We start from the raw sequence: 13,841 nt of genomic DNA, 5'->3' as shown, positions 1-13,841 counted from the left end.
AGGGAGCACACAACAATGAGCCAACCAGCCACGATCGAAGCGCTTAAGGAGTCTCCAAAGGAAGCGTCCGCCTCCGTCATCGCGCAGCATGCGGCGACGCTGAAGGCGCTGCCGTTCTCCGACACGCGTGATTTCGACGACGCCGCGCGCGGCTTCCTCGGCACGATCGAGAATGCGAAGATTACGTCGCCGCAGGGCAGGGTGGTCTGGAGCCTGGAGCCCTACGGCTTCCTGTCCGCGGAAGAAGCGCCGCCGACGGTCGATCCCAGCCTGTGGCGGCAGTCGCGGCTCAACATGCATCACGGCCTGTTCGAGGTGGTGCCCGGCGTCTACCAGGTGCGCGGGCTCGACATCGCCAACATGACGCTGATCGAGGGCGATAGCGGTGTGATCGTGGTGGATACGCTGACCTCGATCGAGGGCGCGCGGGCGGCGATGGAGCTCTACTTCCAACACCGCGGCAAGCGGCCCGTTGCGGCCGTGATCTTCACCCATACCCACACCGATCATTGGGGCGGCGCGCGCGGCGTACTCGACGATGCAACACCTACCGGCGACAGCGTGCCGATCATTGCGCCCAATCTGTTCATGGAGCATGCGGTTTCGGAAAACATCATTGCCGGCCCCGCCATGCTGCGGCGCGCGCAATATCAGTTCGGGCCGTTTCTTGCGAAAGGCGTGCGCGGGCAGGTCGATTGCGGACTTGGCAAGACCATGGCGGCGGGGGCGGTCGCACTCGTCCGTCCGACCGACCTGATCATGGCGACCGGCGACCGGCGGACCATCGATGGGGTCGAATTCGAATTCCAGATGGCTCCGAACAGCGAAGCGCCGGCGGAGATGCATTTCTTCATACCGCGTTACAAGCTTCTCAACCTTGCGGAAAACTGCACGCATAATTTTCATAACCTGCTGCCGTTCCGCGGCGCTGACGTACGCGACGCACTGGCCTGGTCAAAATATCTCGGCGAGGCCTTACAGATGTGGGGCGGCAAGGCGGATGCGATGTGCGGCCAGCACCATTGGCCGGTCTGGGGCCGGGAGCGGATCGACACCATGATCCGCCAGCAGCGCGACCTCTATAAATTCGCGCATGACCAGACCATCCGCCTGATGAACCATGGGCTGACTGCAGCCGAAATCGCCGAAACCATCCGCCTACCGGCGAGCCTTGAGGGCGCCTGGCATGGCCGTGGCTATTACGGCCACATCAGGCATAACGTGAAGGCGATCTACCAAAAGTATCTCGGCTGGTACGATGCCAATCCCGTCAACCTCGATCCGCTGCCGCCGGTCGAATCGGGCAAAAAATATGTCGAGTATATGGGCGGCGCGGACGCCGTCCTGACGCGCGCGCGAGAGGATTTTGCCAAGGGCCAATTCCGCTTCGTCGCGCAAGCCGTGAGCCATCTGGTGTTCGCCGACCCCGACAACCAGGCGGCGCGCGCGTTGCTCGCCGATACGTTCGAACAGCTCGGCTATGCCTCCGAAAGTTCGACCTGGCGCAATGCCTATCTGTTCGGCGCGCAGGAACTGCGGCAGGGCATGCCCAAGACGCCGCCGCGCGCCGCGATGCCACGTGAAACGCTGGCCGCGCTCCGCACCGAGCAGCTCTGGGACGTGCTCGGCGTGCGCCTCAACGGTCCCAAGGCCGAAGGCAAGCGCATCGTCCTGAACTGGAATTTCACCGATACCAGGGAGAGCTTCATCCTCAACCTGGAAAACTGCGCGTTGACCTATGTCGCCGGTGCAGAAGCCGCCGACGCCGACGCCAGCTTCACGCTGCCGCGCGGAGTGCTCGACGAAGTGATCGCCAAACTGACGACATTCCCGGAAGCTGTCGGCTCCGGCAAGATCACGGTCAGCGGCAATCCGGTGCGGCTCGGCGAATTGATGATGATGATGGACGAATTCCCGCGGATGTTCGAGATCGTCGAGCCGAAGCGGACGGTGGTCTCTTAGCGTCATTGCGAGCCAACGGGTCGCGCGAATGCGCGCCCGATGACAGGCTCCGCGAAGCAATCCATCTCTCCACTCGCGGTGACATGGATTGCTTCGTCGCTTCGCTCCTCGCAATGACGATGACGTGTGGACGCCGTTACTCTGCGCTGCTCACGAGCTTGATGCGCGGCTCTTCCTCCATCAGCCCGCGATACGCAGCAAGATAGTCGAGGGCCATGCGGCGCGCCGTGAAACGGGCTTCGAACTGCCGGCGGATGGCGCCACGATCCAGCATGGATAGTCGATCGACCACGGCCACTGCGCTGGTTTCATCTTCCACCACGAAACCTGTGAGACCAGGGTCGATGATCTCCGCCACCGAGCCACGGTTGTAGGCGACCACCGGTGTGCCGCAGGCCATGGCCTCGATCATGACGAGGCCGAAGGGCTCCGGCCAGTCGATCGGCACCAGCAGCCCGATGGCGCCGCTGAGGAAGTCGGGCTTTTCGCGGTCAGTGATCTCACCGATGTATTCGACCAGCGGATTGGCCTTGATCAGCGGGGAAATCAGCTCGTCGTAGTAGTCCTGGTCGGCGCGATCGACCTTGGCCGCGATTTTCAGCGGGATGCCGCATCGGGTGGCGATGCTGATGGCGCGATCCACGCCCTTTTCCGGCGCGATCCGCCCGAGCACCGCCAAATAGGACGGCTGCACCGGCTGCGGTGTCAGCAGATTCTGCGGTAGCCCGTGGTGAATGGTGCGCACCCAATTGGCCTGCGGCACCGGCCGACGCTGCGCGTTGGAGATCGAGATCACCGGGACTTTGGAGAAGGTATTGAATACCGGTTGATGCTCCGGCAGGTCGAGCCTGCCGTGCAGGGTGGTCAGGAACGGCGTCGGCTGTCGGTAGAACAGCGAGAACGGATAGTAGTCGAGATGAAAGTGCAGAAAATCGAACTCTTCATCGTCGCATTTCTGCCGAACGCGTTCCAGCATCACCATGTGCAGCGCGTTGGGGTCGCGGACGGAGCCGTCGAGGCGCAACGCCTTCGGCCATGTCGCATCGAGTTTCGCCGAGGTGCGGGAATCCCCGCTGGCGAACAAGGTGACTTCGTGCCCCAACGCTACCAGTTCTTCGGTCAGCCAGTGCACCACCCGCTCGGTGCCGCCGTACAGTTTGGGGGGAACAGCCTCCGTCAGCGGGGCGACCTGCGCGATGCGCATCTTTCGTCTCCTATTTCGAATGTTGGTTGGATAAATCCCTCAGCCCGCAGATCGGCACCGGCGTGCCGGAAGCTGGAACGTTCTTGCATCTGCGAAGTTCCCATCATTGGCGCATCTTGGTTCTTCCACACGACTGTCTTGCTGATGCCATCTGACACCAACAGATTTAAGGCGACTTCGATGCTGCAGAATTGTTGCGTGGTGATGGCTGCGCGCCAGCAAATCCGAAGCGGCACCGTTCACGACCTCGTGCGCGATGTGCGTTAGGGATTCCCTTTCACTCTCAACAGGTTTGCAGACGACATGGACAATCTTTCAGGGTATGTGCGGCGGCCGCTTCCATTTGTCTTGCGCTATCTGCGCAGGCGCCGCGGAGCCCATGTGGTCATCGTGTCTGCCGTCGTTGCAGCGGTTGCCTGCTCGGTGGGCACGCAATATGGCGTGAAGAGTCTGGTCGACAGCCTGACCGCCGGTTCGTCGCACGCAAGTAGCGTATGGCTGGCATTCGCTTTTCTCATGTCGTTGATCGCGGCGGATAATCTGCTGTGGCGGGTCGCGAGCTGGACGGCGAGCTTCACCTTCGTCGGCGTTACCGGCGATCTTCGCCGTGACATGTTCCGCCACCTGACCGGTCACGCCCCCAGCTATTTCTCTGATCGGCTGCCGGGCATGCTGACCAGCCGTATCACCGCAACATCCAATGCCGTCTTCACCGTCGAAAACATGTTCGTCTGGAATGTGTTACCGCCGTGCATTGCGACCGTTTCGGCGATACTCCTTATAGGAACCGTCAGTCTTGCGATGTCTGCGGGCTTGATCATCATCGCGGGTATCATGCTGATGGCGATGTTTCACCTCGCCGCGGCGGGCAAGCCGCTGCATGATGACTTTGCCGACAAGGCGGCTGCGGTGGATGGTGAGATGGTCGACGTCATCAGCAATCTGCCGCTGGTCCGTGCGTTCTGCGGCCTCAGCTACGAACACGACCGTTTCGACGCCACCGTCGAACGGGAACTCGACGCACGTGGGCGCAGCCTCCGCTATCTCGAGAAGCTGCGGCTGCTTCACGCCGTTGTGACCATTCTGCTGACGATCGCGCTGCTGGCGTGGGTCATCACGCTCTGGCAGCGGGGCGCGGCGACCACCGGCGATGTCGTGCTGGTATGTACGCTCGGGCTCTCGATCCTGAGCGCGACGCGCGACCTTGCAGTGGCGCTGGTTGACGTGACCCAGCACGTCGCCCGCCTGACGGAGGCGATCGCCACCTTGCTGCTGCCGCACGAATTGAAGGATCATCCCGAGGCCGAGCCGCTGATCCGCAGCGGCGCCGCCGTCGCCTTCAACAACGTCTCGTTCCACTATCCAGGCGGCGTTCAGGTGTTCGAGAAGTTCTCCTTGCGCATTCAGCCGGGACAACGGGTCGGGTTGGTCGGCCATTCCGGCGGCGGGAAATCCAGTCTGTTTGTGTTGCTGCAGCGGTTCTACGACGTCCAGCACGGCAGCATCATGATCGACGGCCAGGACATCTCGCGGGTGACGCAGCAAAGCCTGCGCGAGGCGATCTCGGTCGTGCCGCAGGACATCTCGCTGTTCCACCGCTCTATCATGGAGAATATCCGCTACGGACGTCCAAACGCGACCGACGACGAGGTGCTGCGCGCAGCGATCGCGGCGCGCTGCGATTTCATCGAGAATCTCCCAGAAGGCATGGCGACGATGGTTGGCGATCGCGGCATCAAGGTTTCCGGCGGGCAGCGGCAGCGGATCGCCATCGCGCGCGCCTTCCTGAAAGACGCGCCGATCCTGTTGCTGGACGAGGCAACCGCTGCGCTCGACAGCGAATCTGAAGAGGCGATCCGCGAGGCGTTGTCGCGGTTGATGCGAGGGCGCACCGTGATTGCCATCGCCCACCGTCTCGCCACCTTGCGCAATTTTGACCGTGTTGTGGTATTGCAGGGCGGGCGGATCATCGAGGACGGACCACCGGATATTCTCCTGCAGGGAAGGGGCCCTTACCGCGAATTGGTGGCGCGCGAAATGGGCCGTCTCGCCACCCACGCGGCCTGATCTGCGGCAGTAGCGTTTGCGTCCCGATGCGTCCATCACAACGCAAGGAAATCGCTTGAGGGGTCAAAATGACAGCCGAAGTCACCCAACTGATCACCGTTCAGGCTGCCGAACACGTCGCGGAGTCGCCATTCTACATCCCGATGACGGGCCCGGCGACGCGGCCGCGCTGCTCGCTCAAGCACGATGATACCTTTATCGTGCTGGACAGCCATGGCGATATCGGCGCCTCCGCCGGCGGGCCCGACGGTCTGTTCAACGCCGATACGCGTTACCTCGCCCGGCTGGAGATGGTGCTCGACGAAGTCCAGCCGCTGTTGCTCGGCTCCAATCTGCGCGACGATAATTCGGCGCTGACCGTCGATCTCACCAATTCCGACGTGTACCGCAACGGCAGGCTGGCGTTGCAGAAGGACACGCTACACATCGTTCGCTCGATTTTCCTGTGGCGCGGCACTGCTTACCAGCGCATCGCGCTGCAAAATCACGGCGACCGGCCGGCGAGCTTCGACCTGACGCTGCTGTTCGACAATGATTTCGCCGATTTGTTCGAGGTGCGCGGCGAGCGCCGGCCGCGCCGGGGCGTAGGCTCCAGCCGGTTGCTCGGTCCCGCCGATGTCATGCTGGAATACAGCGGGATCGACGGTCAGGCCCGCATTACAGCGTTGCATTTCGAGCCGCGGCCGACGCGGCTCGCGGTCAATTCTGCAACCTATCATTTCGAGTTGGCGCCCAGGCAAGTGATTGCATTGTTCGTCGCGGTATCCTGCAACAAGCCGGCCATGCAGAAGCCGGTACCGTTCTATCGCGGCCTGCTGGCGCATCGCCGCGAGATGCGGCGGTCGACGGCCGGCGCAGCCAGCATCGAGACGTCGAACAATATCTTCAACGAGGTGCTGTGCCAGGCGATGGCCGATCTCAACATGCTGATGACGGATACGCCGCAGGGCAGATATCCCTACGCCGGCATCCCCTGGTATTCAACGACGTTTGGCCGCGACGGGCTGATCACCGCGCTGCAGATGTTGTGGGTCGATCCGCGCATTGCCAAGGGCGTGCTGCGGCGGCTGGCTCATTTTCAGGCCAAGGAGGTCGATCCGCTTGCCGATGCCGAACCTGGCAAGATTCTGCACGAAATGCGCGGCGGCGAGATGGCGGCGCTGCGCGAAGTGCCGTTCGCGCAATATTACGGCAGCGTCGACTCGACGTCGCTGTTCGTGCTGCTGGCCGGCCTCTATGTCGAGCGCACCGGCGACGAGGAAACGCTGGCCGAACTGTGGCCCGCGATCGAGGCGGCGTTGCGATGGATCGACGGGCCCGGCGACCCTGATCGCGACGGCTTCGTCGAGTACCAGCGCGCCACCGAGCAGGGGCTTGCCAACCAGGGCTGGAAGGATTCCTTCGACGCGATCTTCCACGCCGATGGACAGCTCGCCGAGGGCTACATCGCGCTGGCGGAAGTTCAGGGATATGTATTTGCCGCCAAGCGGCTGGCGGCGCGTTGCGCCCGGCGGTTGGGATTGATCGATCAGGCAGCAGAACTAGAATCCGCAGCCCTGCTGCTGGCCGAGCGCTTCGAGGAGGCGTTCTGGTGCGAGGAGCTCGGCACCTACGCGCTGGCTCTCGATGGCGCCAAGCGGCCGTGCAAGGTCCGAACATCCAATGCCGGCCAGCTTCTCTTCACCGGCATCGCTCGGACCGATCGTGCCCGTCTTGTTGCGGCCGATCTGATGAGCCAGAAATTCTTTTCGGGATGGGGCATCCGCACCGTTGCCTATGGCGAAGTTCGCTACAACCCGATGTCCTATCACGACGGGTCGATCTGGCCGCACGACAACGCGCTGATCGCGCTCGGTTTTGCGCGCTACGGCCTGAAGCATTCGGCGGCGCATCTGTTCAAGGGCCTGTTCGACGCTGCGAGCTACATGGACTTGCGGCGGCTGCCGGAATTGTTCTGCGGATTCCGGCGGGAGAAGCGGCGCGGACCGGTGCTTTATCCGGTCGCCTGTGCGCCGCAGGCCTGGGCCAGCGCGACGCCCTTTACCCTGCTGGAGGCGACGCTCGGTCTCGAATTCGATGCTGCGTGCGGCGAAATCCGTCTTCGTGATCCGCGCCTGCCGGAATTCCTCAACGAGGTGGTATTGCGCGATCTGCGGATCGGGCCCTCCAGCGTTGACTTGAGGGTCCGCCGCCACGGCGAGGTTGTGTCGCTCGAGGTATTGCGCACGCGCGGACAGATTCAGGTGTCGATCGTGTTGACGCACTAGCGGTCGTGCATTCCTAGCCATGCGTCTTCGGAGTTCAGGAGGCCATATGCGCGCCGGTATTGTCATCATATCGCTGATCGCCGGGCTAGCGATGAGCCTCCCGGTTTCGGCAGCGGAAGATAATGGAACGCCGGGAAGCCGTGCTGCTCCGGCCGATACCGCTAAAGATGCGAAGGATCCCCCGAAAAAGGAACCGGCGCCTCCGCCGTCGGTCACTGTGATCGGCGCCCGCGACGCGCTCGGTATTCTGGGCCGCGAGGTCCGCAGTGCGGCCAACGAAAATATGGGACGCATCGTCGACGTGATCGTGGACCGCGAGGGCACTGTGCGCGCCGCCGTCATCGATTTTGGCGGTTTTCTCGGTGTCGGCAGCCGAAAGATCGTCGTCGACTGGAGTGCGCTGCGTTTTGGCCGTGTTGCCAACAAGAGTGACAGCATCACGCTCGAGCTGACAAAGGAGCAGGTGATAGCGGCGCCGGAATACAAGCAGGACGCGCCGGTCATCGTGCTCGGTGCGGCCGGCCGCTTGCAGCCGTGGGATTTCGACAAATAAAGGAGAAACGGTCTGATCGTGCGTCCGTCCCAGTCGCTCGATCCGATGAACGACGATCGCCATCGGCGATCCGCCGGCGAGGGTAATGTTGTGCCGGTGCCGCCCGCGTCCAGCGAGCGGCCCAAACCGTCGCGCGAGAGCCAGCGCGGTCTCGACTGGTTCATCTTCTTTCTCGCCGACGTGCAGACCGGATTCGGTCCGTTTATCGCGGTTTACCTCACCACGCAGAAATGGACGCAGGTTGAGATCGGCTTCGTGCTGTCGATCGGCGGGATCATCGGCCTGCTCGGGCAGATGCCGGGCGGAGCCGTTGTCGATGCCGCCCGTTCCGAGCGGCTGGTGGCGGGGCTCGCGGTCGCCACCATCGGCTGCGCCGCGCTGGCCTACGCTTTGTGGCCGATCTTCCCGGTAGTGACTGCGGCCGCCATCTTGCATGCGCTTGCGAGCTGCGTGCTGGGTCCGGCAATCGCCGCGATCAGCCTCGGCCTGGTCGGGCCGTTTGCGATCGGGGAACGGCTCGGGCGCAATGCCCGTTTCGCGTCCCTGGGTAATGGTTCAGCGGCGGCGCTGATGGGCGCATCCGGCTATCTGTTGTCAAGCCAGTCGGTCTTCTTCGTCACCTTCTTTCTTGCAATCCCTACCCTGTTGGCGCTTGCCCGGATTCGCGGCCAGGAAATCAACGTGGCGCAGGCGCACGGTGCCTTGAGCGAGGACGGTGATGATACCAAGGCCGCCGACAAGGAGGCGACCAGTGTGCTTCATCTCCTTCGGCAGCGCCCACTGCTGATCTTCGCCGGCGGCGTGTTGCTGTTTCAACTCGCCAACGCCGCCATGCTGCCGCTGATGGCCGGCGTGGTCACGACGCGATCGGCTCAATGGGCGCCGGTGCTTATTGCGGCCTGCATCATCGTACCTCAAGCGATCGTCGCGTTGACCTCACCCTCGGTCGGGCGCAAGGCTCAGGCGTGGGGGAGACGACCGCTGCTGCTCTTGGCGTTCGCTGCGCTGGCGATCCGTGGTTTGCTGTTTGCGGTGGTTCGCGATCCCTATGTTCTGGTCCTGGTGCAAGTGTTCGACGGCATTACCGCGGCCGTGCTCAGCGTGATGGTGCCGCTGATCGTGGCCGATGTCGCCTACGGCAGCGGCCACTTCAATCTGGCGCAGGGGATCGTCGGAACCGCGACCGGCATTGGTGCTTCGCTGAGCACGGTATTGGCAGGCTATATCAGCGATATCTTTGGCAGCAGCGTCGCGTTCATCGGGCTGGCGGGGATCGCAGCCCTTGGCTTGACGGTGATCTGGGCGTTCATGCCGGAGACCCGGCGGACCGAGGTTTAAGCGTGAGGCCCACGGTCAATAGCGCCGCGATGGCCAGCGACGCGCCGACGCCGGCGATGCAGGCGCTCCATCCGAACCGGTCGAACAACTGGCCCAGCACGGCGCTGCCGACGAGACCACCGAGGAAATAGCAGGCAAGATAGGTTCCGCTGGCAATGCCCCGGTGGTCGCTGGCGGCCTGGCCGACGAAGCCGGTGGCGCAGGCCTGCGCAAAGAACGTCCCGACACCGACCAGTACCATGCCGGCCAATACTTGCGGCAGGTGGGAAGACAGCATCAAAGGCAATCCAACGGCTGCCACCGCCAGCGCCCCCCAGATCGCTGGCCGCGTGCCAAACCGGGCGACAGCACTGCCGGCAAATAGCGTCGTGACCACGGAAGGCGCGAAGACGAAATAGACGAAGCCGAGATCCATCCGCCCGAGCGCCAGCGGTTCGCGCACCAGCACGAAATTGACGAAGGTGAAGGTGCCGATAAAGGCGAACAGGATGCAAAAGCCGATGGCAAAGGCAGCGCGCAGCGCCGGGTTGCGCCAATGGCCGAGCGTTGCCGCGAACGGCGATTGCATTGAAGGCATCGCGTGCATCGGCTTGACACGATGGATGGTGAAATAAACCAGCACGGCGCCGGCGAGATTGAGCAGCGCGAAGAAATAGAAGTTCGAGGCCAGGCCGAGCGTGTCGACCACCGCCGCCGACACCAGCCGGCCGATCAGATTGCTTGCGACGTTGCCGGTGATATAGGCCGCGAACGCGCCGCCCGCATCCATCGAACTGCATTGCTCGCCGAGATGCGCCAGCGTCAACGCGAACGCCGAGGCCATGCAGAGGCCCTGGGCGATGCGAAGCGCCGTAAACGTCATGAGATCAGGCGCGATCGCCAGCAACGTGGTGGGGACCGCGAGCACGACCAGGCTGACGAGGATGCCGAGCCGGCGATCGATATGCGGGCTCAGGAAGCCGACAACGAGGCCGGCGACGGCCATGCCGATGGTGCTGGCATTGACTGCAATACCCATGGCGGCCGGCGTTACATTGTAGTGCCGGGTCAGCGAAGGAAGAATCGCCTGCGTCGCGAACAGATCCACCACGGTCAGGAACGCCGTGAGGCCAATGACCAGGGATCGTAGCGCCACGCCCGGTGAGTGACCATGCATTTCCATCGCTTGGGATTTCATCGGCGCGGACATGGCGGTCATGGCGCTTCTCAATATCTTATCGAGAAAGAAGGATGTGACGCCTGGGCGTGTGGGGCGACACGGGGACCCCAGGCCGTCACATCCGGCAACGAGACGTCGGGTGGCGCTCGTTACAGCTCCTTACATATTGTGGTCATGCGGATCCTTACGGACGTCGCCGACATAGAGAATGACGGTCTCCTTGCCGAGATTCTTCCACCAGTGCGAGGTGCCGGCGACTTCCGGCCTGATCTCGCCGGCCTTGTGCACGATCGGCTCCGAGCAGTTGCTGGCGTATTCGACGATCTCGCCCTGCTGGACATAGATTAGCGCAGGCCGGTCGTCATGGCTGTGCCAGGGCACGATGCCGCCGGGCTCGATGGTCAGCTTGCGGAAGCGCAGCTCGCGATTCCTGATGTTGGCCGGCTGTTTCTCGAGGTTGATCGAGCCAAGGGTGACGTCGGTGACGCCGACAGGCTTGTAGTCGACCATTGCGCGGACGTTGGGCTGCATCTTGCCGGCCGGGCATTCGCCCGCAATGGCGGTCGAGGTGGTTGCAACCGAACCTGCAACCATTCCGGCGAGTGCGAGACCTTGCCAGATTGTGCATGAAGCGACGTTGGATTTGGACATGTCGTGGTCTCCTCTGTTTCTATCTTTGCCGTGGGCTCCGAATGATCTCGCCGGCTACGTCATCACCATCAAGGAAACCGCTCACGAGAGGAAATGCCGGTTGGCTCTTGACTCCATAGCGTCGCGCTATGCGGCTAATCGTGGCCGAGCATGTGCTTTATGTCGGAGGAGAACGTCGGATAGGCGTAGATATTTTCCCGGATCTGGCTCGCGGTGATGCCGAAGCGCATAGCCAGTCCGAAGATATTCACGAGCTCCTGGCCGGCATGCCCGACGAAATGCGCGCCTAGGATGCGGTCGGTCGATTGATCGACGATCACCTTCGACCACGCCACTGTTTCGGCATAGGTTTTCGCGGAGAACCAGTCGAGCATGTCATTGACGTGGACGTCGATCGCAAGACCGTTCTGCCTGGCGGCGGCTTCCGTCAGGCCGACCGAGGCGAGCGGCGGCACCGTGTAGACCGATGTCGCCATGCTCGCGTAGTCCGGGCTGTATTTAGCGCCTTCGACGATGTTTCGGCCGACGATGTCGCCCTCATAGGTCGCGATCGGCGACAGTTGCGGCGAGGTCGGAACTGCGTCGCCGCAGACATAGACGTTGGGATTGGAGGTCGACCGCAGATGGCGGTCGAGCGCGACGCGGCCATCGGCTTGCTCGACATGGCCCGCGGCGAGATCCAGCGTATCGACATTGGCGACGCGTCCGGCGCCGTTGACGACACGGTCGGCTTCGGCTGCGTGCTCAGCGCCGTTATGGCTGAAGACGACGCGCAGGCGGTCCTTCGCCTTTTCAATTTGCTTGACGCTCACTGCAGTTCGGATGCGAATGCCGATGCGCTCGCTCTCGGCCTGCAAGCGCGCGACGGCGTCGGCGTCCATGGCAGGCAATAGCTGCGGCAGCGCCTCGAGAATAGTGACCGCAGCACCGGCGCGCGCATAGACCTGGCCAAACTCGAGCGAGATGACGCCGCCACCGATGAAGATCACGGAAGCCGGCAGTTCGCGCTCGCTCAGCATTTCGTCCGAGGTGATCATGAGCTCGGCGCCTGGAATCGGCAGCGGCCGCGGCTTCGATCCCGTCGCAATCACGATATGCCTGGCCCCGAGTGTCCGGCTTCCGACGCGGATTGTATTGGAGCCTGTGAACGCGCCGTGGCCCTTGATGACCTCGACATTGCGCTTGGCCATCGCGCGGGCGAGATTGGCAGGGATGTCCTTGATCATGTCCTTCTCGCGGTCGATCAGCGCGGCCCAGTCGAGTTTCGGCTTGCCGACGGCTATGTGATGGATGGATGCGCGTTCGATTTCGTGCAGCGCGTGACCGGCGGCGACCAGCACCTTCTTCGGCGTGCAGCCGCGGTTCGGGCAGGTGCCGCCGAGAAGATCGGCCTCGATCATCGCGACCGACATTCCCGCGCGCCGGACCGGTCCGGTGACACCGATGCCGGCATTGCCGCCGCCGAGAATGACAACGTCAAATTTCTCCGGTGTCATCGAACGAACTCCTCTGTTGGCAACGCCGGATGCGATCAGGCCGCGCCGGCGGCGCAGCCTGATGAGCCTGCGGCAAGCGGGCCGGCACGGTTACTTGGTTGTGATGGTCGAGGTGATCGAGCCCACCACCTTGGTCGCCATCTCGAACTGCGCCACACGGTCCCTGATGTTGTGACGCCTGGCGATCCATCCGAAATCGGTCCAGACTGCCCAGACGTCGCCATTGTCGTCCTGCGTCAGCAATAGCCGGACCGGCCAGTCAAGTCCGGCGTTCGGATTCGAGGTGATGAACTGCGTCCCGAGCGGCGGATTGCCGAACACCAATAGCGTCGAGGGGCGCAGCTTGATGCCGGCGTCGGCCGCGAGTTTCGACTGGTCGATCTCGCTGAAGAATTTGATGCCCTTGGCTGAGATATCCGCCTTGATGCGGCTGATCGCCTCCGGCATCGGCACCGCGCTCTTGACACGAACGATACCATCGTCGCTGTCCGCCCGTGCTGCCGAGACGACGGAAAGCACGAGCACCGCCAGCAGCAGTGTGGCGAAGAAATTTGCAAAGGGGTTCGTCAGATGGCGTGTCATGGGAAACCTCCTGTCGGTGGCGCATGCCCTCCGCATGCCTTCGAGGACAGGATGAACGTTCGGTGGGCCGATATGAAATGCGCATCCGCTCTCAAGTCGATAGCGGCGGACTATCGGTGCTCTCAATACGCCATGGCTATCGAACCGATTGTGCAACGGCATTTCAAATCAAGGGAAGTCCATCCTCTGATGGGCCAGCGCCCGATTGGCGGGCGCGATGTCAATCTTGAGGAATTTCCCATGACCACCCTTTCCAAGACCCTGATTGTCGCCGCGGCCTTTGCTGCCGTCGCAACGACCGCCTTCTCGCAAGTCCCCTGGGAATTCAATCCGGGCATGGCCTACATGTATGCCGGTCCGGGGAAGATGTCGGCGATGGCGATGGCGGCGACACCCAAGAATCACGACGCAATGATGAAGAACGCCAGGAAGGTGCCTGCTAACACCGTGTTCTTCATGGACAAGGGCCAGCTCTATTCGACCTCGGGCATGCTTGACCCGACCGGCAATTTCTATCTGCCCTGAGGCGGGAGCACTGCAGGTTTGGGCCGCACTTGCGGGG

The 13,841-nt window shown here is 62.9% G+C and carries 11 protein-coding genes; 6 read left to right on the top strand and 5 right to left on the bottom strand.

Annotated elements, in window-relative coordinates; genetic code table 11:
- The first annotated feature begins 15 nt into the window (after window positions 1-15).
- Window positions 16-1,962 carry an alkyl/aryl-sulfatase gene (locus tag V1277_RS04885; protein ID WP_334415218.1) on the top strand — a complete coding sequence of 649 codons (1,947 nt, stop codon included), beginning with the start codon at window positions 16-18 and terminating at the stop codon, window positions 1,960-1,962.
- Window positions 1,963-2,098: 136 nt separating this feature from the next.
- Here the strand turns inward: V1277_RS04885 and V1277_RS04880 are convergent, their stop codons facing one another.
- Window positions 2,099-3,166, bottom strand: a complete 1,068-nt coding sequence (locus V1277_RS04880) for a glycosyltransferase family 4 protein (protein WP_334415217.1) — start codon at window positions 3,164-3,166, stop codon at window positions 2,099-2,101.
- 303 nt (window positions 3,167-3,469) lie between these two features.
- Here V1277_RS04880 and V1277_RS04875 point away from each other — a divergent pair, with 303 nt between their 5' ends.
- The 4 genes from V1277_RS04875 to V1277_RS04860 all read left to right on the top strand — a co-directional run bounded on the left by V1277_RS04875 (window position 3,470) and on the right by V1277_RS04860 (window position 9,391).
- On the top strand, window positions 3,470-5,233 hold the full coding sequence (locus V1277_RS04875; RefSeq protein WP_065748755.1) for an ABC transporter ATP-binding protein: 1,764 nt from the start codon (window positions 3,470-3,472) through the stop codon (window positions 5,231-5,233).
- Between the two features lie 68 nt (window positions 5,234-5,301).
- Window positions 5,302-7,500: an amylo-alpha-1,6-glucosidase gene (locus tag V1277_RS04870; RefSeq protein WP_334415216.1), complete on the top strand. Its 2,199-nt coding sequence runs from the start codon at window positions 5,302-5,304 to the stop codon at window positions 7,498-7,500.
- 46 nt (window positions 7,501-7,546) lie between these two features.
- The gene (locus tag V1277_RS04865; RefSeq protein WP_334415215.1) at window positions 7,547-8,053 is read left to right on the top strand and encodes a PRC-barrel domain-containing protein; all 507 of its coding nucleotides are present in this window, start codon (window positions 7,547-7,549) and stop codon (window positions 8,051-8,053) included.
- Window positions 8,054-8,098: 45 nt separating this feature from the next.
- The gene (locus tag V1277_RS04860; RefSeq protein WP_334420284.1) at window positions 8,099-9,391 is read left to right on the top strand and encodes an MFS transporter; all 1,293 of its coding nucleotides are present in this window, start codon (window positions 8,099-8,101) and stop codon (window positions 9,389-9,391) included.
- Here V1277_RS04860 and V1277_RS04855 read toward each other — a convergent pair.
- From V1277_RS04855 to V1277_RS04840, 4 genes are all read right to left on the bottom strand, one after another.
- A complete protein-coding gene (locus tag V1277_RS04855; RefSeq protein WP_334415214.1) occupies window positions 9,360-10,589 on the bottom strand; it encodes an MFS transporter in 1,230 nt (409 codons plus the stop codon). The genes V1277_RS04860 and V1277_RS04855 overlap by 32 nt on opposite strands.
- A 120-nt stretch (window positions 10,590-10,709) precedes the next feature.
- Window positions 10,710-11,144 carry a cupin domain-containing protein gene (locus tag V1277_RS04850; RefSeq protein ID WP_442894562.1) on the bottom strand — a complete coding sequence of 145 codons (435 nt, stop codon included), beginning with the start codon at window positions 11,142-11,144 and terminating at the stop codon, window positions 10,710-10,712.
- A 191-nt stretch (window positions 11,145-11,335) separates the two neighbouring features.
- Entirely contained in the window at window positions 11,336-12,697 is a 1,362-nt protein-coding gene (locus V1277_RS04845; RefSeq protein ID WP_334415213.1) for a dihydrolipoyl dehydrogenase family protein, read from the bottom strand.
- Between the two features lie 90 nt (window positions 12,698-12,787).
- Window positions 12,788-13,279: a DUF302 domain-containing protein gene (locus V1277_RS04840; protein ID WP_334415212.1), complete on the bottom strand. Its 492-nt coding sequence runs from the start codon at window positions 13,277-13,279 to the stop codon at window positions 12,788-12,790.
- Between the two features lie 240 nt (window positions 13,280-13,519).
- On the opposite strand from V1277_RS04840, the gene V1277_RS04835 reads away from it, so the two are divergent.
- Window positions 13,520-13,804, top strand: coding sequence for a hypothetical protein (locus V1277_RS04835; RefSeq protein WP_334415211.1), 285 nt, complete (start codon window positions 13,520-13,522; stop codon window positions 13,802-13,804).
- The last annotated feature ends 37 nt before the right edge of the window (window positions 13,805-13,841 follow it).

This window comes from Bradyrhizobium sp. AZCC 1588 (assembly GCF_036924735.1).
Taxonomy (GTDB): Bacteria; Pseudomonadota; Alphaproteobacteria; order Rhizobiales; family Xanthobacteraceae; genus Bradyrhizobium.
The sequence above is the reverse complement of the archived record's forward strand: the minus strand, read 5'-3'. Positions and strand labels throughout refer to the sequence as shown.